This window comes from Nocardia sp. MH4 (assembly GCF_019266065.1).
GTDB classification, from domain to species: domain Bacteria; phylum Actinomycetota; class Actinomycetes; order Mycobacteriales; family Mycobacteriaceae; genus Nocardia; species Nocardia canadensis.
Genome location: NZ_LPNR01000112.1, coordinates 287212 through 311022 on the forward strand (window position 1 = coordinate 287212; position 23811 = coordinate 311022).

Below are 23811 nucleotides of genomic sequence, written 5' to 3' on the forward strand. Positions count from 1 at the left end.
TCACACTCCGAAGACCAGTAGGTGCAGGGCCCCGACGATCACACCGAGCGCGCCGCCGTGCGCGTAGAGCAGCCACGCGTCCTGTTCGATGGCGGTGTAGAGCATTTCGACGAACTCCTCCGGCGGCAGTTCGCGCAGTTTCTCGGTGGCGAGGCGATCCACGCTGGCGGCGGTGGTCTGCGAGAACTCGACGTCGTCGACCAGCCACGGCTTCATCTCCGTCGCCAGGCTCGCGCCCGCGGTGGCCTGGATGGCGTCGAACTGCCGCGGCCCCACCGCCAGCCGGGTCACCGAGCGCAGCGGCCCGAGCACCCGGTCGATCTCGGCTTTGAGGAAGTGCGCGATGACCGCGCGGGTCTTGTCACCGCTGGGCCCGTCGAGGAGCTGTTCGGCGACGACGTCGAGGGTGACGATCTGATACCCGATCGCATGCCCCAGGTCGGCCGCGGCCTGATGCTGGCGTTTGGCGAATTTCGCGACACGCCACGGATATTTGTAGCGCGGTTGCGGGGTGGCCGGCTCGAAGACCACCTTGATGGCGATGATGTTGACCAGCACGCCCACCACGGCGCCGCCGAGGAGCACCCACGCCCACGCGGGCAGGAAATGGAGGATGTCGTAGAGCCAGCCGGGCAGCGAGATCAGCGCCGGGGTGTCACCGTGTGGGGTGCTGTAGTGCAGCAGCGACAACCACAGCGCGACGACGACGCCGAACGGAAACCCGATCACCCCGCTGCGGGTCATGAACCGCAGCTCCGGTGCGCCCAGCCCGTAGATGACGTCCTTGAGCAGTTCCGGGCGCCGCCGCAGATAGCCCACGACCATCAGCTTCACATCGAGCAGCTGATCGATGTTGGCACCGATGAAGTCGAAGGCACGGTCGGTGATCGCCGGTAGTTCCGCCTCCACCCGCGAGTACACGACTTCGCGTGCGCGCGGCGGCATGTCGGCCCACAGCTGCGGATGCTCGGTGTCCATGATCGAGTCGACCATCGACCGTACGTTCGGCAGCGCCACCTGGGCGACCTGCGCGGAGATCTTGCGCGGATCCATCTGATCGAAGAAGTCCTTGGCCGTACCGATCTTGGCGACGGCGTTGTCGACCATCAGGCTCGCCATCTTCTCGGCGCGAGCCGGGATGAAACCCTGGAAGCCGAGGATGCCGCCGGGGGCGAAGGTCGGCAGGATCTGCACCTTGCGCGGCAGCAGTGGGAAGATCGTCTTCAGTCCCGGCACATAGAACCCGGTGAACCGCACCGGCGCGAACAGCATGATCACGCCCGTCCAGTTGGTGATCAGACCGGCCATCGCGCTGAAGATCGGAATGCTGATCATGTCGACCCAGAACTTGCTCAGGCCGGTCGTCTTCTCCCAGTCGAGCAGGCCGAAGAAGCCCGCCGCTTCGATCCCAGCATTCATCCGGCGTCCACTCCGTCGTGTTCCGAACCTCGCGCGTTCGGGTCATCATAAGTGACCGACCAGGTGGTTTCGGGCAGCTTTCGCGGTTACCCGCTAAACCGGAGCAAACTCGAAATCAGGCGTGGGTGGTGTTGACCAGCAGCAGGTTGGTGTCGATGTCGTGGGTGACCTTGTTGGCGACCGAGCCCAACAGCCTTGCGGGACCGCTCATTCCGCGATTGCCGATCACGACGAGGTCGTATTTCCAGGCCGCGTTGCAGATCGCCTCGGCCGCGGGGACTCCGGTGAGGACGTCGCGACCGAACAGCTCCGGATCCTCGACGTGGACCTGGCCCTCCACTTCGATCAGGGTGACGGCGCCGTCGTCGTCGGTCTTGGCGGCGGTCACCAGGAACGGGCGCGCGCCGAGCGCGACGGCGACCTCGTAGCCACGGCGCACCGCGGTGATCGAGCTCGCCGACCCGTCGGTGGTGAGCCCGACCGTGGTCCACCGCTTCGGGATCTTGCGGGTGAACACCACATCGGATTCGCTGTGGTGGGACACGTGATTGGCGGTCGACCCGAGCAGGCGCGCCTTCGAACTGCCCAGCCCACCACCGCCGACGACCAGCAGCGTGCCGGGTTCGGCGGCGGCGACCTCGAGCAGGACCGCGCCCGCCGTGCCGGGCAGTTCCCTGCGAAGCACCTCGGTCACCCCCGCCTCGACGAGGACGGCGGCCGCCGCCGCGGTGATCTCCGCGGCCCAGGTGGCATCGGTCCCCGCCTTCAGCGTGGCTTCCTTCCAGACGCTCACGACGGTGACCCCGACACCGAGCTTGACCGCCAGTTCCCCCGCGACGACGACCGCCGTCTGTCCGGACTCCGAGCCGTTGGTCCCCACCACGATGCGCTGGTACCCCATGTGACGCTCTCCGATCGACGGCAGGTCAGCTGCGCTTGGCCACAGTATAAACGCCGCACACTCCCGGCAACCGTGGTGCGCGGCTCACGCGCCGGTGCGCAGGTGCCGGTCGAAGAAGGCGAAGATGCGCTGCCAGGCGTCGTCGGTGGCGGCCGCGTCGTAGCCGATGCCGATGCGTTCGAGCACCGCGTTTCCCGGCAGGACATTGGCGAAGCTGTGGGTGGCGTTCGGATAGGTCTTGATGTCGTGGTCGACTCCGCCCGCCGTCAGCGCCGTCTCGAGCTTGTGCGCGGCACCCGGCAGCGCCGGATCGAGTCGTCCGTAGCTGGCAACCACCGGGCACGCGCCGTCGAGCAGGGTCCGGTAGTCGCCGTAGAGGCTGCCGTAGAACGGTGCCGAGGCGTGGAACCCCTGGGGCGCGGTGAGCAGTGCGAAACCACCGCCCAGGCAGAAGCCGAGCACGGCGATCCGGCCGGTGCAGTCGGGGTCTTCGGCGAGCCGGTCGCGGGCGGCGAGGATCTCCCCCACCGCGGGCCCCTTCCCGGTGAACGCGACCGCGCGGAACGCCTGCTGGATGCAGCGGACCCGGCCGCGCGCGAACAGATTCGGCGCGATCGCCAGGTAGCCCGCGTCGGCGACGATGTCGAGCTGGTGGCGCAGGTCGGCGTTGATGCCGAGGGCGTCGTGGAGGACGACCACGCCCGGCCACGGGCCTTCGCCCTGCGGGCGCGCGATCAGCGCGTCGATTCGGCCGGTGGGAGTATCGATCTCGATCGATTCCATCGTTCGAATGTAGATGTTCGGCGCGCGGTTCGCGGCCAGTCGGCCGGTTACCCGGCGGTGCGTCGCCCGTCCGGCGAGTCGGGCAGCGGCAGGCGTTTGAGGTGCAGCGCGTTGAGGGCGACGATCAAGCTCGATCCCGACATGGCCATGGCCGCGATCTCGGGGCGCATGGTCAGGCCCCACGGGGCGAACACCCCGGCGGCGATGGGCAGCGCGATGCCGTTGTAGCCGATCGCCCAGGCCAGATTCTGGTGTTCCTTGCCAACGGTGCCGCGACCGATGCGCAGCGCGGTCGACACGGTGAACGGGTCCGAGCGCATGAGCACGACGTCGGCGGTCTGAATGGCCACGTCGGTGCCCGCGCCGATGGCGATGCCCAGATCGGCCCGCGCGAGGGCGGGCGCGTCGTTGACGCCGTCGCCGACCATCGCGACCTTCTTGCCCGCCCGCTGCAGCTCGGCGATCCGGTCGGCCTTGTCACCGGGCAGGACGTCGGCGATCACGGTGTCGATGCCGAGGTCGGTGGCGATGCGCTGGGCGGTCGCCTGGTTGTCGCCGGTCAGCATGACCACGTCCACGCCGAGCTCGTGCAGGGCGGCGACCGCGGCGACGGAGGTGGGCCGCGGGGCGTCGGCGAGGGCGATGACCGCGACCGCGGCGCCGTCGACGGCGACCAGGACGGCGGTGTGGCCCGAGGCCGCCAGGTCGTCGCGCCGGGTCGCCAGCTCGCCCAGGGCGATGTGTTCCCGGTCGAGCAGCCCGCGATTGCCGACGACGACGCGGTGCCCGTCGACGGTGGCGATCGCCCCGCGCCCCGGCACATTCCGGAACTCCGTCGCCGGCAGCGCCAGGGCGCCCTGGTCTTTCGCGTACTCGACGATCGCCTCGGCCAGCGGATGCTCGGACTCGCGTTCCACCGCCGCGGCCACCGCGAGCATCCGATCGGTGTCGACGCCGGGTGCGGGCACCACGTCGGTGACCTCCGGTGTTCCCTTGGTGAGGGTGCCCGTCTTGTCCATCACCACCACGTCGATGCGGGCAGCGTCCTCGAGCGCCGTCGCGTTCTTGAACAGCACACCGCGTTTCGCGCCGAGCCCGGTGCCGACCAGGATCGCCGTCGGTGTCGCCAGGCCCAGTGCGTCGGGGCAGGTCACGACGACCACGGTGATCGCGAACAACAGCGCCCGGCTCAGCGAGGCACCGGCGAACAGCCACACCGCCAGCGTGGTCACACTGCCGATCAACGCCACCAGGGTCAGCCAGAACGCCGCCCGGTCGGCGAGCCGTTGACCCGGCGCCTTCGAATTCTGCGCCTGCTGGACGAGGTCGACGATCTGGGCGAGCGCGGTGTCGGAGCCGACTTTGGTGGCCCGCACCCGCAGACTGCCGGTGGTGTTGATGGTCGCGCCGATGACCGGCGAACCGGGTTCCTTGTGCACCGGCAGGCTCTCGCCGGTGACCATGGATTCGTCGACCTCGCTGGATCCGTCGAGCACGGTGCCGTCGACGGCGATCTTGGCACCGGGGCGCACCAGCAGCACGTCACCGACAGCGACGTCGGCGGTGGGGATCTCGACCTCGCTCCCGTCGCGCAGCACCACCGCTTTCGGCGGCGACAGGTCCAGCAGCGTGGAGACCGCGTCGTTGGCGCCGCCGCGCGCTCGCATCTCGAACCAGTGCCCGAGCAACACGAATGTCGCCAGCATGGTCGAGGCCTCGTAGAACACCTCGCCGCCGCCGGTGAGCGTCACGTACAGCGAATACAGCCAGCCGGTGCCGATGCCGACCGAGACCAGCACCATCATGTCGAGGGTGTGCGCCCGCAGCGCCTGCCACGCGCCCGTGAAGAAGATCGTCGACGAGTAACAGATCACCGGCAGGCTCAGGATCAGCATCCACACGTCGACGCGCAGGCCGAACGGGACCGCCAGGTGCAGACCCAGCATGTGGGTGGCCATCGGCGACCACAGCATGACCAGGGTGGAGAAGACCAGCGCGACCAGGAAGCGGTTGCGCATGTCGCGGGCCATGTCGTCCATGGACATGGCCGCGTCGCCGCCGTGATGGTGGCCTGCCATCGCCGTGTCGTGCTCGGCGGTACGGCCGTCGGGTGGGGTGGTGGCCGCCGGGGTGTGCTCCACGGCGGAGGGTTCGCTCGCCGGATCGCAGAGGTGGGTGGGCACCGAGCGGCCCGCGCAGTGGTAGCCGCAGTCGCGGATCCAGGTGCGCAGATCGGTGACCGAGGTCACACCCGGGTCGTAGGTGACGGTGGCGGTCTGCGCGAGCGGGTTGGCCTCGACCGCGAGAACTCCGGGCCGATGCCGCAGCGCGGCGGCCAGGGTCTGCCGGGAGCCGGCGCGATACAGGCCGCCGACGTGCAGGACCGTGGTCGCCGAGGCGGTGACGGGGTGGTGCGTGTCAGGCATCGCCGCTCCTGTCGCCGGTCGAGCGCACGACGCGACAGCGCGCCGCGCCTCACTTGCCGGCGACAGTACCCGGTGCGGGTCACGACACGACCAATGTCGCCGGGTGACCCGCGACCGTCAGAGCGTGATACCCAGCAGCGCGTCCACGGCGTCACGTACCAGCGCGGGCGCGGCCGGATCGGCCCCACCGTAGGTGAGTGCCTGCTCGACCCAGTTGTCGACGGCGTCGAGCGCCTTCGGGGTGTCCAGGTCGTCGGCCAGGTGCTGGCGCAGCCGGGCGACGGTGTCGGCGGCCGACGGGCCGGTGGCCAGGGCGGCGGCTTCGCGCCAGCGGGCCAGGCGGGCCTGGGCCGCGGTGAGGACGTCGTCGGTCCACATCCGGTCCTCGCGGTAGTGCCCGGCGAGCAGGCCGAGGCGGATCGCGGCCGGGTCGACGCCGGAGCGGCGCAGCTTCGACACCAGCACCAGGTTGCCCTTGGACTTCGACATCTTCTCGCCGTCGAGGCCGATCAGCCCGGCGTGCACGTAGTGGCGGGCGAAGCGGCGCGCGCCGGTGATCGCCTCGGCGTGCGCGGCGGAGTATTCGTGGTGCGGGTAGATCAGGTCCGAGCCGCCGCCTTGGACGTCGAACTCGGTGCCGATGCGGTTGAGCGCGATCGCCGCACATTCGATGTGCCAGCCGGGGCGGCCCGCGCCGAACGGGGCCTGCCAGGACGGTTCGCCCGGGCGCTCGGCCCGCCACAGCAGCGCGTCGATGACGTCGCGCTTGCCGGGACGGTCGGGGTCACCGCCGCGCTCGGCGAACAGCTGCTCCATGGTGGCCCGGTCGTAGCCGGACTCGTAGCCGAACTGCTCGGTGGCGTCGGTACGGAAGTAGATGTCCGGGAACTCGGCGTCGTCGACGATGTAGGCGGCGCCTGCGGCGAGCAGCTTCTGCACCAGCTCCACCACCTCCTCGACGGACTCGATCGCGCCGATGTAGTGCTTCGGGGGCAGCACCTGCAGGGCGGTCATGTCCTCGCGGAACAGCTCGATCTCCGAGCTGCCGAGGTCACGCCAGTCGACGCCGTCGCGGGCGGCGCGCTCGAACAGCGGATCATCGACGTCGGTGACGTTCTGCACGTAGTGCACGTCGTGGCCCGCGTCGCGCCACAGCCGGTTGATCAGGTCGAACGTGAGGTAGGTGGCGGCGTGGCCGAGGTGGGTGGCGTCGTAGGGAGTGATGCCGCAGACGTACATCTTCGCGGTCGCGCCGGGGGTGACCGGGCGGACCTGGCGGTCGGCGGTGTCGAACAACCGCAACGGCGGCCCTGCTCCGGGGACGGTCGGTAGGGCGATATCGGACCAGGACTGCATGATTCGAGGGTAGAGCCCCCGTTGTGGCGCCCGGCCCGCGGGCCGGTCACGCGGTTGCCCGCGGTGTCGCCGGAGCGGCCCGCTACCTGCACACAAACGTGTTCCGGGGGTTGCGTCAAGGGTTGTGCTCAGGCAGATCCGCTGGTCACGGCGGTGGCGGGCGACCTACCGGCCCGGACCCACCCCACCTGGGCAGATGGTTGCCGATGCGGATTCTCCGCGATCATTCTCACACGTCGGACGCTGCTGAATCCCGGACGTCCTCGAAGTGGAGTCGACCTTTCCGGCGCTTCTCGCCGTGCACCGACCGGTTACCGTTCTCCGCCGACGTGGACCTGCGCGCGATGGACGTGCCGGCGCTGGGCGTCGGCGACGTGCTCGTCGATTCGGCGCGCGGTGCCGAGCGGGCGCGGGCTTGCTTCGCGTGGGGCGAGGTGCGTGCGCTGCCCGAGGTGGGTCACGCGGTGCTGGGGCAGTCCGCGGCCATCGAGCGACTCCTCAGCGCGCACTCCGGCTGGGCCGGGGGCTGGGCGACGGCCCGGTGTCGCCGCGCGTCGGGAGCGGCGACACCGAACTCATCGTTCGATCACGCCTGCAGGTAGCACTGCACGTTCGCGCCGTCGACGTCCGGGCCGAACTGCGGCAGCGCGTAGAACGAGGCACCGACCTGATCGGCGGCCTGCACGGTGACGTCGGGCAGCGGAGCACCGGTGTTGCGGTCGGTAGCCTTGCACACGTAGGTCTTCTCGGCCCACCAGCCGCTGGGGAAGGCCTGCGCGGGCGCGGCCACGGCGGCGACGGCGCCGGTGAGTAGCAGCGCGGCGGCGGAGGTGGTGACGATCGATCGGGTCGACATAGATTTCCTCTGATCTTGCGTGGAATGACGAAAGTGCTTGGAGCACACTAGCACCGGCCCCGACCCGGAAAAGCAGCCTCAAGATACCCGACGTCAGCGGATCCGTGGGCCGGAATCGTCGACATCGACGCGGTCCACCGCGGCGCCGTAAACCATCGGGCTCGCATCACATTCGGCGACGAAATCGGCCGGGAAGCCCCGGTCGAACGGCACCGCGTCGTCGAGCACTCGGACCGCGTCGGCGGGCAGGCGCAGTCGCGCCGCCGCCAGATTGCCCGCGAGTTGCTCGGCGGTGCGTACCCCGAGGATCGGCAGCACCGCGCGACTGCGCTGCCGTGTCCAGGCCAAAGCCACCTGCTCGGCCGCGACGCCCAGTCCCGAGGCCACGTGTGTCACTGCCGCGACCGCGGCCAGTTCCGAGGGCGTCGTGGCCCGGCCCGCCCCTGGCGAGAGAGCGCCCCCGGCCAGCGGTGACCACGCGGTGACGGTGAGCCCGAAGGCTTCGGCCATCGGCAGCAGTTCCCGTTCGATGCCACGTTCGAGCAGGTTGTAGGGCACCTGGACGGCGGCGAACGGGGTCCGATCGCGGGACTGCGCGAGCGTGTTGGCGCGGGCGATGACCCAGGCGGGTGCGTCGGAGATGCCGATGGCCAGCGCTTTTCCAGCCCGCACCACGTCGTCGAGGGCGCGCATCGTCTCCTCGATCGGCGTGTGCCGGTCCCACACGTGCACCCAGTACACGTCGACGTAGTCGGTGCGCAGCCTGCGCAGGCTCTGTTCCAGTGACAGCACCAGGTTCTTGCGGTGGTTGCCCGCCGCGTTGGGGTCGGTGGCGTCACGGCTGAGGGTGTACTTGGTGCCGAGCACGAAGCGGTCCCGCGCGCGCAGCACCCGGCCGAGGATCGCCTCGCTCTCGCCGTAGGCGGAGGCGGTGTCGAGGAAGTTGCCGCCCACCTCGGCATAGGTGTCGATGATCCTGGCGGCCTCGACGGGGTCGTCGAAACGCATGGTGCCCAGAGCGAACTCGGAGACGCGCAGGCCGGTATGGCCGAGCAGGCGGTAGCGGAGCATACGGTCAGTCTGGCGGGGAATCGCCGACGCAGGCAGACCGTGACAGGGCCACCCTGGGATCAGAACGCGGGCCAGGGAATCGGGCGCGACGAGTTGGGCAGCGGCATCACCGGATCCTCGAGCAGCGCCTTCGTGCGTTCGGTCAGCGCGGTGATCTCGGCGTCGGTGATGTGCTCGGCCAGCGAATCGGCCACGGCGCCGGGCAGATTCGCGGCGAACGCGGTGATGTCGGTGATCAGTGATTCGTGCACTGGGCGCCCGGCCCAGCCCCACAGCACCGTGCGCAGTTTCGGCTCGGCGTGCAGGCAGATGCCGTGATCGACGCCATAGACCTGCCCGTCGACGCCTTCGAGCGCGTGCCCGCCCTTGCGATCGGCGTTGTTGAGCAGCAGGTCGAGCACCGCCATCCGCTGTAGGCGTGGATCGTCGGCGTGAATCAGTGACACCTCGTTGCCCTCACCGTCGAGAGCACGCAGGACTTCGCAGAAACCGTCGGGCACCGTGCCCGGTCGGCACAGGTCGACCAGATCCAGGCGCGGCTTCGTCTCGGTGTGGTGGTCGACCGAGGTCACCCACCGCTGCACCATGCCGGGCCCGAACGGCCCGTCGCGCAACACTGTCTCCGGGATGACACCCCAGCCCAGCTGTTCGGAGATCAGGTAGGAGGCGACTTCCCGGCCGGCGAGGGTGCCGTCCGGGAAGTCCCACAGCGGACGCTCCCCGCGCACCGGCTTGTACACCACGCGCAGCGGTGCGCCGTCGGGCTCGGGCGCGGCGATCTCGCACACCAGCGTCAGGTTGCTGGCGACGCCGACACGGCCGACGATGTCCAGCTCGCCTTCGGTGAGTGCGGTCACCGGATCACTCCTCGTCGATCTCGGCCGCGCCGAAGATCTCGCCGCGCTTGTAGCCGTTGGTGCGCACGCACATGTGACCACGCGCGGACAGCGGTTCACCGCACAGCGGACACGGCGGCCTACCCGCCGCGATCACCCGCGCCGAGCGCAACGCGAATTCACGGGCCTGGATAGGGGTCAGGAAGACCCGCACGGCGTCGGGGCCTTCCTCGGTGTCGTCGAGCACCACCGATTCGTCGACCTCGGTCTCGGTGATCGCCAGCAGTTCCACCACCACGGCGCCCGCGTCGGCGTCCCAGCCCAGACCCATGGTGCCCACCCGGAACTCGGTATCGATCGGGGTCACCAGCGGCGCGACATCGCGGACGTCCTCGCCCTCCGGCGGCACCTCGGCGCCGAAGCGACGGGCCACCTCGTCGAGCAGCAGTCCCATCCGGTCGGCGAGCACCTTCACCTGCTGCTTCTCCAGCAGCACGCTGACCACGCGCGGTTCCTGCACAGCCTGCAGGTAGAACGAACGATCGCCCGGCTCACCGACGGTACCGGCGACGAAACGATCGGGGGTGCGAAATACATGGATTGCGCGTGACACATGCACCTCCTGCTACGTGACCCTGTTCGACACTCACGAACACCCTCCCTCTAAGGAGAATCGCGGTGTCCCGCATTCCCATTATCCGCGCCCGCGGCATTCGTCACCTCTCCACCGGGAGTCGGCGACGCGGTGACGGCGAGGGCGGACAGGTCGGCGCCGGTGTCGTTGAACTTCCACACCGACGGCCCGACCGGGCTGTACCGGACGACGCTGATCGAGGCGGGTTCCACCGCGATCCGCTGGAAACTGTCCAGATGCAGGCCGAGTGCGTCGGCCAGGATCGATTTGATGATGTCGCCGTGCGCGCAGGCGACCCACAGCACGTCACGGCCCGCCTGCTCGGACAAGCGGCGTTCGGTGTCGCGGACCGCGGCGACCGCACGCTGCTGGACCTGAGCCAGGCCCTCCCCACCGGGGAACACCGCACCGGAGGCGTGCCGCTGCACGACCTTCCACAGCGGTTCGGTGAGCAGTTCGGCCAGCGGGCGGCCGGTCCAGTCGCCGTAGTCGACCTCGATGAGCCGTTCGTCGTGCTCGGGTTCGAGGCCGAGTTTCTCGGCGAGCGGGGCGACCGTGCGCTGACAACGCAACAACGGTGAGCTGGCGATGTGTTCGATCGGCAGCGTCGCCAGCCGGTCGGCGACCGCGGCGGCCTGCTCGGTACCGCGGTCGGTGAGTTCGACACCGGGAGTGCGGCCGGCCAGGGTCCGCGCGGTGTTCGACGTGGACACTCCGTGCCGGAGCAGGATCACCGTCATGGGACCAGCCTAACCATCAGTGCCCGGCGGCTCAGGTCGCCGAGACGACGCCCGCGGCGAGCAGGCCCATCACGACCAGGCCGAGGATGATCCGGTAACCGACGAACCAGTAGAACGAATGCTTGCCGACGAACTTGAGCAGCCAGGCGACCGAGGCGTAGCCGACGACGAAGGCGATGATCGTCGCGACCAGCAGCTGCGGACCGCTGGCGTTGAGGCCTTCACCGGCGGGTTCGAAGGCGTCCGGCAGGCTGAACAGGCCCGAGGCGGTGACCGCGGGAATCGCGAGCAGGAACGAGAAGCGGACGGCCGCTTCGCGCTGCAGGCCGAGGAACAGACCCGCGGTGGAGGTGGCGCCGGAGCGCGAGACGCCGGGAACCAGCGCCAGACACTGCGCCAGGCCCATGATCAGGCCGTCGCGGGTGGTCAGCTGCTCGATCGGACGGGTCTTGCTGCCGAAGTGCTCACCGGCGGCGATCACCAGCGCGAACGCGACCAGCATGAACGACACCAGCCACAGGTTCCGGGCGCCGGTGCGGATCTCGTCCTTGAACAGGAACCCGAGCACGCCGATCGGGATGGTGGCGATGATCACGTACCAACCGATGCGGTAGTCCAGTTCGCGCTGGGTGTCACGCTCGTAGGCGTCGCGAGCGCTGCGATCCATCACCGGCAGTTTGGTGGTGACCCGGTCGGCGACCGCGACTTCGCGCTGGGATCGTTCGCGCAGCCGCATACCGAGGGTGGTGAACCAGGCGACGATGATTCGCCAGATGTCCTTGGCGAAGTACACCAGGACGGCGGCCTCGGTACCGAGCTGGGTGACGGCGGTGAACGAGGCGCCGGCGTCGTCGCCGAAGAACACGCCCGAGACGATGCGCAGGTGCGCCGAAGAGGAGACCGGCAGGAACTCGGTAAGTCCTTGCACAAGCCCGAGTACCAATGCCTGTATCCAGGTCATCGACTCGCCCACCGCGTCCTCCTGCTATCTCGTGCCCGAAAGACCGCGTCCTCCTGGGCTTTTGCTTCACGTGCGGCCGGGTGGGGCCGCGATCCCGCAGCGACCCTACCCGCCCGGCTGCGCCGGTGCCGCCCGCCCACCTTGGGATCTGCTGAGAGTGCGCGACGCCACGGGTCGTCGGCGAAGGCGGCCGAGGGCGGCCCATTAGGCTGGTCGACGTGACGAAAACGCGGGCGCGGTGATGGAACAGCGAACGGTGGGACGCAGCGGCCTTCGGGTGTCGCGAATCGGGTTGGCGACCCATACCTGGGGGACCCATACCGACGCCGACGAGGCGTCGGTGCAGTTGGCGGCGTTCACCGAGGCCGGTGGCACTCTCGTCGATCTCTCCCCCGTCTACGGCAACGGCGCGGCGCAGCGGATCCTGGCCGATCTGCTCGGCGATCTGGTCGCCCGCGACGAGCTGGTGCTCAGCGGCAGCGCGGGTGTCGTGCTGCACGCGCCCGGCGCCGGTGTCGGCGATTCGGTGCCGGCCCCCGCGGCGACGGGCCCGGTGGTCGACGCCTCGCGACGGACGCTGCTCGCCCAGCTCGACCGCACGCTGCGTGAGCTCGGCACCGACCATCTCGATATCTGGAGCATCGCCGCCTGGGATCCCTACACCCCGCTCGACGAGGTCGCCGCGACCTTGGAGACCGCGGTCAGGACCGGCCGGACCCGCTACGCGGGCGTGCGCGGATTCGCGGCCTGGCAGCTGGCCAGTCTGGCCGCGATCGCGCCGATCACCGTGGCGCAGACGCCGTATTCGCTGCTCGCGCGGGGCACCGAGTCCGATGTGATCCCGGCCGCCCGGCACCACGGGGTCGGCATCATCGCCTCGGCGCCGCTGGCCGGAGGCATTCTCACCGGCAAGTACCGCGACGGCGTGCCCGCCGACTCGCGGGGTGCCGACGAGGCGACGGCCGCCGAGATCCGGCGCAGGCTCGACGACGAGCGGGCGACGCGGGTGGTGGACGCGTTGGTCACCGCGGCTGATGGCCTCGGCACCTCACCGCTGGCGGTCGCGCTGGCCTGGATCCGCGACCGGCCCGGCATCGCGAGCATGATCGTCGGTGCCCGTGACATCGGTCAGCTCACCGGCGTGCTGGCCGCCGAGACCCTCGAGTTGCCGCGCGCGATCGCGGCGGCCCTGGACGATGTGAGCGCCCGTTCCGAATGATGGCTAGCCTTACCTGCATGAGACTGCGTGGTGTGCTGACGGCGATGCTCGCGGCGACGGTGCTGACCGGCGCCGTCGCCTGCACGGGAAGCAACCCCGCATCGACTGCCACCACCGGCGGCCCGGTGACCGCACAGCTGACCGACCTCGACCCGGTCCCGATCGGTGCCGCGCCCACTCCGCAGCTGCCCGTGACCGCACGGTCCTTCGACGGCACCGAGGTGACCGTCACCGACACCTCGCGGATCATCGCCGTCGACCGCTACGGCACCCTGGCCCAGACCGTGTACGCCCTCGGGCTCGGCGCGAACCTCGTCGGCCGCAGCACCTCTGCCTCTTTCCCCGCCGTCGCGAACGTGCCGAACGTGGCCGGCGGCAACGGCAGCCTGAGCGTCGAAGCGGTGCTCGCGCTGCGCCCGTCGGTGTTCCTCACCGATACCACCAGTGCCGCACCCGCCGTGCGTGAACAACTGCGGGCGGCGGGCGTCACCGTCGTCTACTTCGACCCGCAGCGCACCATGGACGGCGTCGTCCCGCAGATCGAGGCCGTCGCCGGCGCACTCGGTGTGCCGGAGGCGGGAACCCGGCTGGGCCAGCGCACCCGCGACGAGATCGCCGCCGCCACAGCCCGCGTGCCGAAGCAGGACCCGCAGCCCACCATCGCCTTCCTGTACTTGCGCAGCAGCGCGATCACCATGATCGCGGGCCGCGGCTCGGGCGCGGACTCGCTGATCACCGCCATCGGCGCCGTCGACGCGGGCACCGCGTCCGGGGTCGGCGAACCGTTCACCGCGATCACCAGCGAGGCGATGATCGCCGCGGCGCCCGATGTGCTGCTGGTGATGTCGGACGGGCTGAAGTCCGTCGGCGGGGTCGACGGCTTGGTGAAGGTGCCCGGCATCGCCCAGACTCCCGCCGGTCGCAATCATCGGGTCGTGGACATGGCCGACGCGGTGGTGCTCAGCTTCGGCCCCAACACCGGCCGCGTCATCACCGCCCTGGCCGACGCCGTCTACGGCAAGCCGGCATGAGCGATGCCCCCGACCTGACGAAGTCCGCGGACGCCCCGCGGATCGACGACGCGACGCCGGACCCGTTACCGCACCCTCGGCACCGGACCGCCCGGGTCGCTGTCGTCTTCGCCGTCGCGCTGCTCGCGCTGGTCGCGCTGGCGCTGGTGTCGTCGGTGCTGGGTCAGGTGCCGACCACCGCGGCCGAGGTGCTGGGCAGCGTCGCCCACCGGATCGGGCTCGATCTCGGCCCCCTGCCCGCCCATCCGGCGGGCGAGGTGACGCTGTGGGAGGTGCGATTCCCCCGGGTGGCCCTCGCGATCCTGGTCGGCGCCGCGCTGGCGACGGCGGGAGCGTTGCTGCAGGGCGTGTTCGCCAACCCGCTCGCCGAACCCGGCGTGATCGGTGTGTCGGCGGGCGCCGCGGTCGGCGCGGGCACGGTCATCGTGGTCGGTGGCGCGTTCGTCGCGGCCTGGTCGGTGGCCGCCGCGGCGTTCGTCGCGGGCCTGCTCACCACAGTGCTCGTGTACCTGCTGTCCCGGTCGGGTGGGCGGACCGAGGTGGTGACGCTGATCCTGACCGGTGTCGCGATCAACGCGTTCGCGGGCGGTCTGATCGCCCTGCTGCTGTTCGTGGCCACTCCCGCCGCGCGCGATCAGATCGTGTTCTGGCAGCTGGGCAGCCTCAACGGCGCCACCTGGCAGGCCGTGGCGATCGTGGCCGTACTCACCGCGGCAGGGGTGCTCGCCGCCGTCCTGATCGCGCCACGCCTGGATCTGCTCGCCCTCGGCGACTCCGCCGCCCGGCACCTCGGTGTCGATGTCGAGCGGTTGCGCAGGCAGGTCATCGTGGTGGTGGCCGTGCTGACCGCCGCGGGTGTGGCGTTCAGCGGCATCATCCTGTTCGTCGGGCTCATCGTGCCGCACGTGGTCCGGATGCTGGTCGGGCCGGGCCATCGAGTGCTGGTGCCGCTGAGCGCGATCGTCGGCGCGGTGGTGCTGCTCGGGGCCGACGTCCTCGCGCGCACCCTGGTCGACAATGCCGACCTGCCCCTGGGCATGTTGACCTCGCTCATCGGCGGCCCGTTCTTCTTCTGGCTGCTGCGCCGCACCCGGGCCCGCGCGGGAGGCTGGGGATGACCGACATCCGACCCCACGATCCGGCGGTGGCCACACCGGTGACGCCCCCGCGCCGCGCCCGGTCCTGGCGCAGCCTGTTCGCCCGGACACCCGATGTGCCGCACCGGCCCGCACCCGGCACGGTGACCCTGCGCGCGGCCGGACTGACCGTTCGGCGGGGTAGCCGGACCGTACTCGAGAACATCGACTTCCAGGTGGCGGCGGGCGAGATCGTCGCCCTGGTCGGCCCGAACGGGGCAGGCAAGTCGAGCCTGCTCGCCGCGCTGGCCGGGGAACTCGAACCCGATTCCGGCGCCGTGCGGCTCGAAGGGCACGCGCTGTCCCACTGGACCCCTGCCGACATGGCTCGCCGCCGCGCGGTGCTGCCGCAGTCGCACGCGGTCGGATTCCCGTTCACCGCACGCGAAGTCGTCGCGATGGGCCGCGCACCGTGGCTGCACACCCCCGCCGCCGACCACGACGACGAGCTCATCGCCGCCGCGCTGGCCGCCACCGACGTCACCCACCTGGCCGAGCGGATCTTCCCGTCGCTGTCCGGCGGCGAACGCGCCAGGGTCGCGCTGGCGCGAGTTCTCGCCCAGGACACCGCCACCCTCTTGCTCGACGAACCCACCGCCGCTCTCGATCTCGGCCACCAGGAGGCCGTGCTGCGCTTGGCCGCGACCCGCGCGACCGAGGGCGCGGCCGTGGTGGTCGTCGTCCACGATCTCGGGGTCGCCGCCGCTTACGCCGACCGGGTCACGGTGCTGGATGCCGGACGGGTCGCCGCAGACGGCCCACCGCGCACGGTCCTGACCCCCGCACTCCTCACCGAGGTCTACCGTCACCCCGTCGACGTCTTCGATCACCCGGTCACCGGCGCCCAACTCGTCCTGCCCGAGCGTGGTCAGCACTGATCGCGAATTCGGGTCGAGTTATTGACCCAGAGGTATAGAACCTCTACGGTGACAACATGGCCAGGCCACGCAACTTCGACGCCGACACGGTGATCGATCGCGCCATGGACCAGTTCTGGTCCTACGGCTACGCCAACACCTCCCCCGCGCAACTCGCCGACGCCACCGGCATCGGCAAAGGCAGTCTCTACAACACCTTCGGCAGCAAGCGCGCGCTGTTCGATCAGGCGCTCGAACGCTACGGGCACAACGGCGTCGCCATGGCCGAGGACTACATGTCGCGCCCTGGCACCACCCGCGACTGTCTGCGTGCCTACCTGCGCGCCGCCGTGGATCTCGACTTCACCACACCGGTCCGGCGCGGCTGCCTGGCGGTCAATACCGCCGCCGAGTTCGGTGGCCAGGACCCGGCGATCACCGAGACCCTGCGTGGCATCGAGCGCCGCATCGTCGCGACACTGGCCGCCCGGATCGACCGAGGTCGCCGCGACGGCGATGTCGACGCCGCCGTCGATCCGGGCGCGGTCGCCGCCCTCCTGTTCACCACCAGCGCCGGCTTGCGCATCATGGCCAAGACCAACGACGCCCCCGAGCTCTACCGTCTCGTCGATGTCGCGCTGACCGTCCTCTGATCTCCCACTCGGCCATCGAGTGGCTTCCGCCTGTCCAAATATTTGACCTTTAGTTCAAGAAAGGTAGTTCCATGGATCTCGCACTCACCGGCAAGACCGCGGTCGTCACCGGGGCCTCCCGTGGCATCGGCTTGGCCGTCGCCGAAGCCTTCGCCGAGGCAGGCGTCCGCGTCGTCGGCGCGGCCCGCACCATCACCCCCGAACTCGAGAAGGTCTCGGCCGCTACGGTTTCCGCCGACCTCAGCACCCGGGACGGTGCGGTCACGGTCATCGGCACCGCGCTCGAGGAACTCGGCGGCATCGACATCCTGGTCAACAACGTCGGCGGCGGCGACCCGGAATGGCTCGACCTGGACGGGTTCCTCCACAGCACCGACGACCAATGGCGCCACTACCTCGACCTCAACCTCTTCAGCGCGATCTGGGCCACCCGAGCCGCCCTGCCCAGCCTCCTCGACCGGCGGGGCGTCATCGTCAACGTGTCCTCGATCAACGCCCACGTCCCCGGCTCCGGTCCGGTCGGCTACAGCGAGGCCAAGGCCGCCCTGGCGTCGTTCGGCAAGCGTCTCAGCGAGGAGTTCGGTCCGCGAGGGGTGCGGGTCAACACGGTCTCCCCCGGCCCGGTCGGGACCCGGATCTGGCGCGACGAGCATCGCATCGGCGCCAAACTGGCCTCCGCCCAGGGCGTATCGCAGGAGCAGTTCCTCGACGCGCTGCCCGCACAGTTCGACATCGCCTCCCGCCGCATCACCGAACCCGAGGAGGTCGCCGCCCTGATCACGTTCCTCGCCTCCGGCAGAGCCGCCAACATCGTCGGCGCCGACTTCGTCATCGACGGCGGCATCATCAAGACCACCTGATCCCCACCCGGCGGCTGGCCCGTACTCACGCGTCCGCCGCCCGGGTTCAGCCTCACAGCTCGCATGCGCGCCACCACTCGTGCGCAATGGCGATGTCCGCTGAGGTCACGGCGTGACCGACGGATAGCACACGATGGGTCACCGGCGCACCCGCACGACGCAGCCGTCCGGCCAATCGCCGACCGTCGCCAGCTGACCTGCGGTCGTCGTTCGCGCCGTCGACGATCAGCACCGGCGTGCGATCCGACCGGTAGCGATCGTCGTCGGCGAACGGCGACAGTGGCCGGAACAGAATCGCCCCCGCCAGCAACTCGGGGCGGGCCATCAGCAACGCCGCGGCCATGATCGCACCGTTGGAGAACCCGATCACGACCGGCAGGCGGGTGAGATGGAGTCGGGAGCACGACGTTTCGATGAACTCGGCCAGCACCGGCACCCGGGCGTCCAGGTCCGTTTCGTCCACCCGGCGATCCGGAAAGCGACGGAAGAAGGCGTACCCGCCATCCGTGACGACGGTTCCACGGATACCCAGTCGCGCCGCTCCCGGCGCGATGTCCTCGGCCCACGGCAGCAGGTCGGATTCGGTGCCGTCCGAGCCGTGTAGCAGAACGAGCGGAGCACGAGCGGTGTCGATACCGGAGAGGAATCGGTAGGCATGCGACAGTTTCGGCACGGAACCATCCAACACCTCGGTGCCGGCGAGACCCTGGTCAGCGCCGGATGATCTCGAGCAACGCCGGGTGCGGACCGTGCTGGGGTGTGCCCGTGGAGGGGAGGCTCTTTCGGCACCGAGGTCTGTGACAAACGGCCCTGCCTTCGCCAGCGACGCGGGGAGTGTAGTTGGAGGCATCCACGGTGAAGAGAAACACTCGCGGCGGCGTCGGCAGGGCCGGTTCGCATGATCATCGCGTCGTTGCGGTCATGCAGAGGGAGGTGGGTGCGATCAAGACGGTGACAGGGCTCCTGCCGCTGGCGGTCGTTCTCTTGGTGGTGGTCGTCCTGGTCTGGTGGTTGCTGGACCGCGACAGTCCCATGGGTGCGTGGTTGGTCGCGGCGATCCTGTTCGCACACGGCTGGGTGCATCTGGTCTTTCTGTTTCGGGCACCCCCGCGCGGGTCCGCTGACACGGATGCGGACAACTCGTTCGATACGGATCACTCGTGGTTGATCGGTCGGGGAATCGACAGCCGACTCGTGTACTCGGTGGGTCCGGTGCTGGCCGTGGTCACGTTCGTAGCACTGGCCGCGGCCGCGCTGGCGGTGCTCGGATGGCTGGTCCCGGACACCTGGTGGACCGGTCTCACATCGGCCGGAGTCGCCGGTTCCACAGTGTTGCTCGTGTTGTTCTTCGCGCCCACCCTCGTACTCGGGTTCATCATCAACGCCGGCCTGATTGCCTTGGCGTTCCAGACAGCCTGGGTGGTGCCGCGGTGACATCGACCCGCACGCCGCGATGTTGTCTGGAACGGCACCCGCAGCGGCGGGATTCGTCGCGATAGCCGCGCGATTTGTGGGCACGAAACCCGTCGGTGCATCGGCGAAGATTTTCCGGCCCGAGGAATCGGTAGGCATGCGACGGTTTCGGCACGGGGACATTCAACCGGCACGGGCTCGCCGGCAGGAAGATGCCGGCGAGCCTGCGATCAGCGCCAGATGATCTTGAGCAGGGCCGGGGTGAGGACCATGCGGATGATGGTCGCGTCGATGATGAGGGCCACGATCATGCCGTAGGCGATGTACTTCATCAGGACCAGATCGGAGAAGCCGAACGCACCGGTCACCACGATGAGGATCGCCGCGGCCGAGGTGATCACGCCGCCGGTGTGGGCGACGCCGTAGCGGATGGATTCGGTGGCGTCGGCGCCCGATGCCCGTTTCTCCGCGATCCGCGACAGCAGGAACACCTCGTAGTCGGTCGACAACCCGAAGATCACGGTGACGATCAACGCCACCACCGCGAACATCAGCGGGCCGGGCGTGAACTGGAAGGTCCCGGCGCCATGGCCTTCCACGAAGATCCAGGTGAGCACGCCCAGCGTCGAGACCAGGCTCAGCGCGCTCATCGCGACGGCCTTCACGGCCAGGATCACCGACCGGAACGCGATCACCATCATCGCCAGCGCCGCCGCCATCAGAATCGCCAGCAGCAGTGGCAAGCCGTCGATGAGGCCGTTGATACTGTCGCGTTCCAGCGCCGGGATACCGGCGACCATGATCTGCACGCCCGGTGGTTCGGGCAGGGCCCGCAGGGTGTCGATCACCCGGTCGGCGTCGCGCTTGTCGCCCAGCCCGGCCGAGAGCACGTTGACCCCGTCCTTCGTCGGCGCCGCGGGTTCGAACCGCCCGGTCAGCCCGGGCACCTGATTGGCCTCGTACCGGATGTCGCTGAGCTGCTGCGGCGTCGCGTTCACCACGACCAGCTTCAGCGGTTCGGTGCGGAACCCGGGAAACAGATGGTCGAAGTCCTCCTGCGCGACGCGCGCCGGATTGTCCGCGGCCAGGTACTTCTCGCTGATCCCGCCGAACTCGATATGGCGCAGCGGGATGCTCAACGCCAGCAGGCCGAGCACGATCGGGATGACGACCGCCCACGGCCGCCGCATCGCCCACTGCGCCAGCCGGGAGAAGAACCCGGCATCGATCTCGGCCTCGGTCTTGCTGCGGGAGAACCGCTTCCAGCCCAGCCAGTCGATGCGCCGGCCCGCGATGCTCAACGCGGCGGGCAGTGCGGTCACCGACAGCAGCGCCGCCAGCATCACCGCGGAGATGCCGCCGTAGGGCACCGACCGCAGCACGCCGTTGGGGAAGATGAACAACGCGCCCAGACTGATCGCGATGATCGCGGCGGAGAACAACACCGTGCGGCCCGCGGTCGCGACAGTGCGCGCGGTCGCCTCCTCCACGCTGCGCCCCGCCGCCAGCTCCTCCCGGAACCGGGTGACCGTGAAGAGCCCGTAGTCGATCGCCAAGCCGAGGCTGACCAGCGTCATCACCGCGCTGGCGAACACGTTGACCTCGATATGGGCGGTGAGGAACCGCAGGATGCCGGAGGTGCCGAGGACGGTGAGCCCGCCGATCATCACCGGCAGCAACGCCCCGATGACGCCGCCGAACACGAAGTACAGCAGGATCGCCACGATCGGCAGCGCGATGATCTCCGCCCGTCGGATGTCGTGCTGCATACCGATATTGATGCCCTCGACCACCGGCTGCAGCCCGGCCAGCTGCACGGTCGTGCCGCCCGGTCCCGCTCCAGGAACATCGGCGTTCAGATGCGGTTTGAGGGCCAGGTAGTTGTTGACCGTCGCCGTTCCGCCGCCACCGGCCAGACCGATACTGGCGAAGGCGTGCTGCTTGGTGGGGTCGGAAGCGTTCGCCGAGAAGGGACTGTCCCAGTAGCTGTCGATCTTGTGGATGCGCTCGCCGTAGCGTGCGCGCAGGTCCGCCAGCGCGGCGACGACGGGGCCACGCACCCCGGGATCGTCGACGGTGGTGCCCGGTGGCGCGGTGTAGATGACGATCAGGTCGCCGTCGGTGTCGCGGCCGAAGATATCGTCGGCCAGCTTCGAGGCCGCCACCGACTCGCTGGACTCGTCGAACCAGCCCTCCTGGGTGTAGCGGCCGGCCATATCGCGGCCGAACCAGCCCGAGATCAGCACCGTCAGGACGAACACGCCGAGCACGAGGTAGCGGTGGCGGTGGACGAATCGGCCCCACCGCATCGCACGCGATTCCCGCATCGTCAGCCGCAGGCGGCGGTGCGGTAGTCGGCCGAGCGCAGGATGCCGCACAGATCGGTGCGCGAGATCTTCCACTTCCCGTCGAGCAGCACGAAATGCACGATAGTGGTGCGGATATTGGTGCCCGAACCGTCCTTGTCCAGGCGCATGGTGGCGGTCAGGGTGCCGTCACGATTGTCGAAGACCGGGTCGACGACGCCGTACACCGCGTGCGGGTTGTCGCGCAGCGCTTTGTACATATCGGGGATGGCGTCCTTGAACGCGGCACCGTCCTCGATCAGGTCGGTGCGTTCGACATCGGGCAGGTTCGGGTCGAGCGCGCGCTTGATCTGCGCGTCGAGTTCCGCGGCGGACGGCAGCGGCACATTGGCCTTGCTCGACGACACCGCGATGGAGGCGGACAGGGAAGCGTTGGCCGAAGACCGTGCGGCGTCGACCGAGGCCTCGTCGGTGCCTCCACCGCATGCGGTGAGAGCGACGAGGGCCGTGAGGCAGGCGGTGGCCGCAGCGGCCCTGGCGAAAAATGTGGAAGACATCACCATCTACATACCATCAATGACGGCACTGATCCGGCCCAGGATGCTCCGCACGGTCGTGGTGTCCCGCGGCGCGGCCCTCGGGACCGGGATCGCGTCGTGGATCAGATCGCGGACGAACGCGGTGACACTGCGCTCGTCCCCGAGGTCGATATCGGTGACCGGTGCCTGCGCGGTGGCGACCACATCGTCGGCGCCGGGCACGGCTTCACCCAGGTCGGGGCGGTAGATCTGCAGCGTGAGGGTGGCGCGGCGGGTGCGGAAGGCGAACAGGCGGCCGTCGTCGGTGGTGCCGAAGCCGTGGGCGAACGGGCCCACGGTGATGTCATCGATGCCGAACCCCGCGGTTGTCCGGTCGGTCATCGCGATGATCTCCTGCCGTTCGCCGGTAACGGATTGTCGACACGTCAACAGTAACCCCCGTCACCGACAGGCCCGACGTGCGCCACCCGGTCGGAGCTACCGGTGAGTCATCATGGTCAGATGGTGATCAGCGGTCACCTCGTGAGATTAGGAGTTCGGTGCATGCGCCCTCGCGGCTCGGTCGCCTCAGCGCTGGTCGGCGCGGCGGCACTGGTATTGCTGACCGGATGCGCCGGTGAGGACGGCGCCCCGGACGTACCGACCAGAGAACCCGCCACCGCGGCCGTCTCCCCCGCCACCGCTACCGCCCCGGCGGGGCAGGTCGTCCCCGCCGCCGCCACGAAAGCCCTGCTGGCCGAACGCGAGACCGGCCGTCTTGCCGCGCTCGACACCGCGGGCACCACACTGTCGCTGATCGACCCGGCCGCGCCCACCGCCGCGCGGACCGTCACCCTGCCCGCCGCGGGCGCCGCCCTCGCCCAGGGCAAGCCGGGCGAAGTCCTCGTCGCCGCGCCGAACCGCGTGCTGCGGGTGGACGCGAGCGCGGGCACCGTCACCGAGGTCGCCGTCGACGGTGACGTGCACAGCGTGCAAACACGCACCGACGGCAACCTCGTGGTCGGCACGGCCGATGGCACGATCGTCGAACTACGCCCCGACGGCAGCGTCGCGCGCACCGTCACCGGCCTCGTCTCGGCCGACGCGATCGCGCTGACCGGCGAGCACATCACCGTCCTCGACCGCAAGCAGACCGCCGTCGTCAGCGTTCGCGACGACGCCCTCGGCCTGATGCTGCGCGCGGGCGACGGCGCCGCCAACGCGATCGCCGACCCGGAGGGACGGATCATCGTCACCGACACCGCGGGCGGCGAACTGCTGGTCTACTCGGCCGGTCCGCTCGTCCTGCGGCAGCGTTTCCCGGTAGCATCATCGCCTTACGCGCTCGCCTACGATCCGCGGTCCAGCACGGTGTGGGTGACCTGCACGCAGAGCAACGAGGTGGTCGGATACGACCTGTCGACCGGGATCGGCGTCGAGGTGGGGCGGTTCCCCACTCTGCGACAGCCCGACGCGGTGACCGTCGACCCCCGCACCGGCGACCTGTTCGTGGCCTCGGCCACGGGCGACGGTCTGCAGCGGATCGGCGCGGACGAGCGGAAGAGAGGGCAGTGATGGCCGCCAGATCTCACGGTTCGCGCTCGGCGGTACCGCCGAGCTGGGAAACCAGCAACGACGACTACGAATACGTCCCCCTGCGTCTGCCACCGGAGGTCACCCGGGTCACCGCCTCGATGCGGTTGGCCATTCAGGCCGAGTTCGGTGGCTGGGAGTTGTCGCGCGTGCGCGCCTACACCGACGGCAGCCGCCGGGTGTTGTTGCGCCGCCGCAAGAATGCCGTCCTGCCTGTGCCCGAGCCCGGAATGTGAGCCGAC

At 69.8% G+C, this 23811-nt stretch carries 25 protein-coding genes; 10 read left to right on the forward strand and 15 right to left on the reverse strand.

Going from position 1 to position 23811, the window contains the following annotated elements; all coding sequences use genetic code 11:
- From ATM97_RS23460 to mshC, 5 genes are all read right to left on the reverse strand, one after another.
- Window positions 1–1419, reverse strand: a complete 1419-nt coding sequence (locus ATM97_RS23460; RefSeq protein WP_218720206.1) for a hypothetical protein — start codon at window positions 1417–1419, stop codon at window positions 1–3.
- Window positions 1420–1534: 115 nt separating this feature from the next.
- Window positions 1535–2320 carry a universal stress protein gene (locus tag ATM97_RS23465; protein WP_218720207.1) on the reverse strand — a complete coding sequence of 262 codons (786 nt, stop codon included), beginning with the start codon at window positions 2318–2320 and terminating at the stop codon, window positions 1535–1537.
- Window positions 2321–2404: 84 nt separating this feature from the next.
- The gene (locus ATM97_RS23470) at window positions 2405–3103 is read right to left on the reverse strand and encodes a dienelactone hydrolase family protein (protein ID WP_218720208.1); all 699 of its coding nucleotides are present in this window, start codon (window positions 3101–3103) and stop codon (window positions 2405–2407) included.
- 47 nt (window positions 3104–3150) lie between these two features.
- Window positions 3151–5529 carry a cation-translocating P-type ATPase gene (locus tag ATM97_RS23475; protein WP_218720209.1) on the reverse strand — a complete coding sequence of 793 codons (2379 nt, stop codon included), beginning with the start codon at window positions 5527–5529 and terminating at the stop codon, window positions 3151–3153.
- A gap of 117 nt (window positions 5530–5646) precedes the next feature.
- The gene (gene mshC, locus ATM97_RS23480) at window positions 5647–6885 is read right to left on the reverse strand and encodes a cysteine--1-D-myo-inosityl 2-amino-2-deoxy-alpha-D-glucopyranoside ligase (protein ID WP_218720210.1); all 1239 of its coding nucleotides are present in this window, start codon (window positions 6883–6885) and stop codon (window positions 5647–5649) included.
- A 344-nt stretch (window positions 6886–7229) separates the two neighbouring features.
- Between mshC and ATM97_RS23485 the strand changes: the two genes are divergently transcribed.
- Window positions 7230–7487 carry a hypothetical protein gene (locus ATM97_RS23485; protein WP_218720211.1) on the forward strand — a complete coding sequence of 86 codons (258 nt, stop codon included), beginning with the start codon at window positions 7230–7232 and terminating at the stop codon, window positions 7485–7487.
- Here ATM97_RS23485 and ATM97_RS23490 read toward each other — a convergent pair.
- The 6 genes from ATM97_RS23490 to ATM97_RS23515 all read right to left on the reverse strand — a co-directional run bounded on the left by ATM97_RS23490 (window position 7472) and on the right by ATM97_RS23515 (window position 11995).
- Window positions 7472–7741, reverse strand: a complete 270-nt coding sequence (locus ATM97_RS23490; protein WP_218720212.1) for a hypothetical protein — start codon at window positions 7739–7741, stop codon at window positions 7472–7474. The genes ATM97_RS23485 and ATM97_RS23490 overlap by 16 nt on opposite strands.
- Before the next feature lie 93 nt (window positions 7742–7834).
- A complete protein-coding gene (locus tag ATM97_RS23495; protein ID WP_218720214.1) occupies window positions 7835–8812 on the reverse strand; it encodes an aldo/keto reductase in 978 nt (325 codons plus the stop codon).
- A 59-nt stretch (window positions 8813–8871) separates the two neighbouring features.
- Entirely contained in the window at window positions 8872–9669 is a 798-nt protein-coding gene (locus ATM97_RS23500; RefSeq protein ID WP_218720216.1) for an SCO1664 family protein, read from the reverse strand.
- A gap of 4 nt (window positions 9670–9673) precedes the next feature.
- The gene (locus ATM97_RS23505) at window positions 9674–10261 is read right to left on the reverse strand and encodes a DUF3090 domain-containing protein (RefSeq protein WP_218720218.1); all 588 of its coding nucleotides are present in this window, start codon (window positions 10259–10261) and stop codon (window positions 9674–9676) included.
- Between the two features lie 50 nt (window positions 10262–10311).
- The gene (locus ATM97_RS23510; RefSeq protein ID WP_218720219.1) at window positions 10312–11022 is read right to left on the reverse strand and encodes a histidine phosphatase family protein; all 711 of its coding nucleotides are present in this window, start codon (window positions 11020–11022) and stop codon (window positions 10312–10314) included.
- 31 nt (window positions 11023–11053) lie between these two features.
- Window positions 11054–11995, reverse strand: a complete 942-nt coding sequence (locus ATM97_RS23515) for an undecaprenyl-diphosphate phosphatase (RefSeq protein WP_218720221.1) — start codon at window positions 11993–11995, stop codon at window positions 11054–11056.
- Between the two features lie 229 nt (window positions 11996–12224).
- Here ATM97_RS23515 and ATM97_RS23520 point away from each other — a divergent pair, with 229 nt between their 5' ends.
- The 6 genes from ATM97_RS23520 (at window position 12225) to ATM97_RS23545 (ending at window position 17739) form a co-directional block, all read left to right on the forward strand.
- Window positions 12225–13202 (forward strand): aldo/keto reductase, encoded by a 978-nt coding sequence (locus ATM97_RS23520; protein WP_218720222.1) that lies wholly within the window; start codon window positions 12225–12227, stop codon window positions 13200–13202.
- Between the two features lie 17 nt (window positions 13203–13219).
- A complete protein-coding gene (locus tag ATM97_RS23525) occupies window positions 13220–14233 on the forward strand; it encodes a hemin ABC transporter substrate-binding protein (protein ID WP_218720224.1) in 1014 nt (337 codons plus the stop codon).
- Window positions 14230–15351: an iron ABC transporter permease gene (locus tag ATM97_RS23530; RefSeq protein ID WP_218720225.1), complete on the forward strand. Its 1122-nt coding sequence runs from the start codon at window positions 14230–14232 to the stop codon at window positions 15349–15351. Before ATM97_RS23525 ends, ATM97_RS23530 begins: the two co-directional genes overlap by 4 nt.
- Entirely contained in the window at window positions 15348–16247 is a 900-nt protein-coding gene (locus tag ATM97_RS23535; protein WP_218720227.1) for a heme ABC transporter ATP-binding protein, read from the forward strand. The genes ATM97_RS23530 and ATM97_RS23535 overlap by 4 nt, the downstream gene beginning before the upstream one ends.
- A gap of 56 nt (window positions 16248–16303) precedes the next feature.
- Window positions 16304–16879: a TetR/AcrR family transcriptional regulator gene (locus ATM97_RS23540; protein ID WP_218720228.1), complete on the forward strand. Its 576-nt coding sequence runs from the start codon at window positions 16304–16306 to the stop codon at window positions 16877–16879.
- Window positions 16880–16950: 71 nt separating this feature from the next.
- Window positions 16951–17739 carry an oxidoreductase gene (locus ATM97_RS23545; protein ID WP_218720230.1) on the forward strand — a complete coding sequence of 263 codons (789 nt, stop codon included), beginning with the start codon at window positions 16951–16953 and terminating at the stop codon, window positions 17737–17739.
- A 52-nt stretch (window positions 17740–17791) separates the two neighbouring features.
- Here the strand turns inward: ATM97_RS23545 and ATM97_RS23550 are convergent, their stop codons facing one another.
- Window positions 17792–18412, reverse strand: a complete 621-nt coding sequence (locus tag ATM97_RS23550; protein WP_218720231.1) for an alpha/beta hydrolase — start codon at window positions 18410–18412, stop codon at window positions 17792–17794.
- Window positions 18413–18594: 182 nt separating this feature from the next.
- On the opposite strand from ATM97_RS23550, the gene ATM97_RS23555 reads away from it, so the two are divergent.
- Window positions 18595–19173 carry a hypothetical protein gene (locus ATM97_RS23555; RefSeq protein WP_218720232.1) on the forward strand — a complete coding sequence of 193 codons (579 nt, stop codon included), beginning with the start codon at window positions 18595–18597 and terminating at the stop codon, window positions 19171–19173.
- Between the two features lie 209 nt (window positions 19174–19382).
- Here the strand turns inward: ATM97_RS23555 and ATM97_RS23560 are convergent, their stop codons facing one another.
- From ATM97_RS23560 to ATM97_RS23570, 3 genes are read right to left on the reverse strand one after another with little or no spacing between them, the layout of a single operon-like run.
- Window positions 19383–21479: an MMPL family transporter gene (locus ATM97_RS23560; protein WP_218720233.1), complete on the reverse strand. Its 2097-nt coding sequence runs from the start codon at window positions 21477–21479 to the stop codon at window positions 19383–19385.
- Between the two features lie 2 nt (window positions 21480–21481).
- Window positions 21482–22015, reverse strand: a complete 534-nt coding sequence (locus tag ATM97_RS23565; RefSeq protein ID WP_255588263.1) for a hypothetical protein — start codon at window positions 22013–22015, stop codon at window positions 21482–21484.
- Window positions 22016–22021: 6 nt separating this feature from the next.
- Window positions 22022–22378 (reverse strand): hypothetical protein, encoded by a 357-nt coding sequence (locus ATM97_RS23570; protein WP_218720236.1) that lies wholly within the window; start codon window positions 22376–22378, stop codon window positions 22022–22024.
- A gap of 162 nt (window positions 22379–22540) precedes the next feature.
- Here ATM97_RS23570 and ATM97_RS23575 point away from each other — a divergent pair, with 162 nt between their 5' ends.
- Window positions 22541–23551: a YncE family protein gene (locus tag ATM97_RS23575; RefSeq protein ID WP_218720238.1), complete on the forward strand. Its 1011-nt coding sequence runs from the start codon at window positions 22541–22543 to the stop codon at window positions 23549–23551.
- The gene (locus ATM97_RS23580) at window positions 23551–23805 is read left to right on the forward strand and encodes a DUF5703 family protein (RefSeq protein WP_218720240.1); all 255 of its coding nucleotides are present in this window, start codon (window positions 23551–23553) and stop codon (window positions 23803–23805) included. The genes ATM97_RS23575 and ATM97_RS23580 overlap by 1 nt, the downstream gene beginning before the upstream one ends.
- The last annotated feature ends 6 nt before the right edge of the window (window positions 23806–23811 follow it).

Excerpts from the sequence above, each read along its gene's own strand:
- ATM97_RS23460 (WP_218720206.1), bottom strand. The coding sequence starts at position 1,419 with ATGAATGCTGGGATCGAAGCGGCGGGCTTCTTCGGCCTGCTCGACTGG.
- ATM97_RS23465 (WP_218720207.1), bottom strand. The coding sequence starts at position 2,320 with ATGGGGTACCAGCGCATCGTGGTGGGGACCAACGGCTCGGAGTCCGGA.
- ATM97_RS23470 (WP_218720208.1), bottom strand. The coding sequence starts at position 3,103 with ATGGAATCGATCGAGATCGATACTCCCACCGGCCGAATCGACGCGCTG.
- ATM97_RS23475 (WP_218720209.1), bottom strand. The coding sequence starts at position 5,529 with ATGCCTGACACGCACCACCCCGTCACCGCCTCGGCGACCACGGTCCTG.
- mshC (WP_218720210.1), bottom strand. The coding sequence starts at position 6,885 with ATGCAGTCCTGGTCCGATATCGCCCTACCGACCGTCCCCGGAGCAGGG.
- ATM97_RS23485 (WP_218720211.1), top strand. The coding sequence starts at position 7,230 with ATGGACGTGCCGGCGCTGGGCGTCGGCGACGTGCTCGTCGATTCGGCG.
- ATM97_RS23490 (WP_218720212.1), bottom strand. The coding sequence starts at position 7,741 with ATGTCGACCCGATCGATCGTCACCACCTCCGCCGCCGCGCTGCTACTC.
- ATM97_RS23495 (WP_218720214.1), bottom strand. The coding sequence starts at position 8,812 with ATGCTCCGCTACCGCCTGCTCGGCCATACCGGCCTGCGCGTCTCCGAG.
- ATM97_RS23510 (WP_218720219.1), bottom strand. The coding sequence starts at position 11,022 with ATGACGGTGATCCTGCTCCGGCACGGAGTGTCCACGTCGAACACCGCG.
- ATM97_RS23520 (WP_218720222.1), top strand. The coding sequence starts at position 12,225 with ATGGAACAGCGAACGGTGGGACGCAGCGGCCTTCGGGTGTCGCGAATC.
- ATM97_RS23525 (WP_218720224.1), top strand. The coding sequence starts at position 13,220 with ATGAGACTGCGTGGTGTGCTGACGGCGATGCTCGCGGCGACGGTGCTG.
- ATM97_RS23530 (WP_218720225.1), top strand. The coding sequence starts at position 14,230 with ATGAGCGATGCCCCCGACCTGACGAAGTCCGCGGACGCCCCGCGGATC.
- ATM97_RS23535 (WP_218720227.1), top strand. The coding sequence starts at position 15,348 with ATGACCGACATCCGACCCCACGATCCGGCGGTGGCCACACCGGTGACG.
- ATM97_RS23540 (WP_218720228.1), top strand. The coding sequence starts at position 16,304 with ATGGCCAGGCCACGCAACTTCGACGCCGACACGGTGATCGATCGCGCC.
- ATM97_RS23545 (WP_218720230.1), top strand. The coding sequence starts at position 16,951 with ATGGATCTCGCACTCACCGGCAAGACCGCGGTCGTCACCGGGGCCTCC.
- ATM97_RS23560 (WP_218720233.1), bottom strand. The coding sequence starts at position 21,479 with ATGCGGGAATCGCGTGCGATGCGGTGGGGCCGATTCGTCCACCGCCAC.
- ATM97_RS23565 (WP_255588263.1), bottom strand. The coding sequence starts at position 22,015 with ATGTCTTCCACATTTTTCGCCAGGGCCGCTGCGGCCACCGCCTGCCTC.
- ATM97_RS23570 (WP_218720236.1), bottom strand. The coding sequence starts at position 22,378 with ATGACCGACCGGACAACCGCGGGGTTCGGCATCGATGACATCACCGTG.
- ATM97_RS23575 (WP_218720238.1), top strand. The coding sequence starts at position 22,541 with ATGCGCCCTCGCGGCTCGGTCGCCTCAGCGCTGGTCGGCGCGGCGGCA.
- ATM97_RS23580 (WP_218720240.1), top strand. The coding sequence starts at position 23,551 with ATGGCCGCCAGATCTCACGGTTCGCGCTCGGCGGTACCGCCGAGCTGG.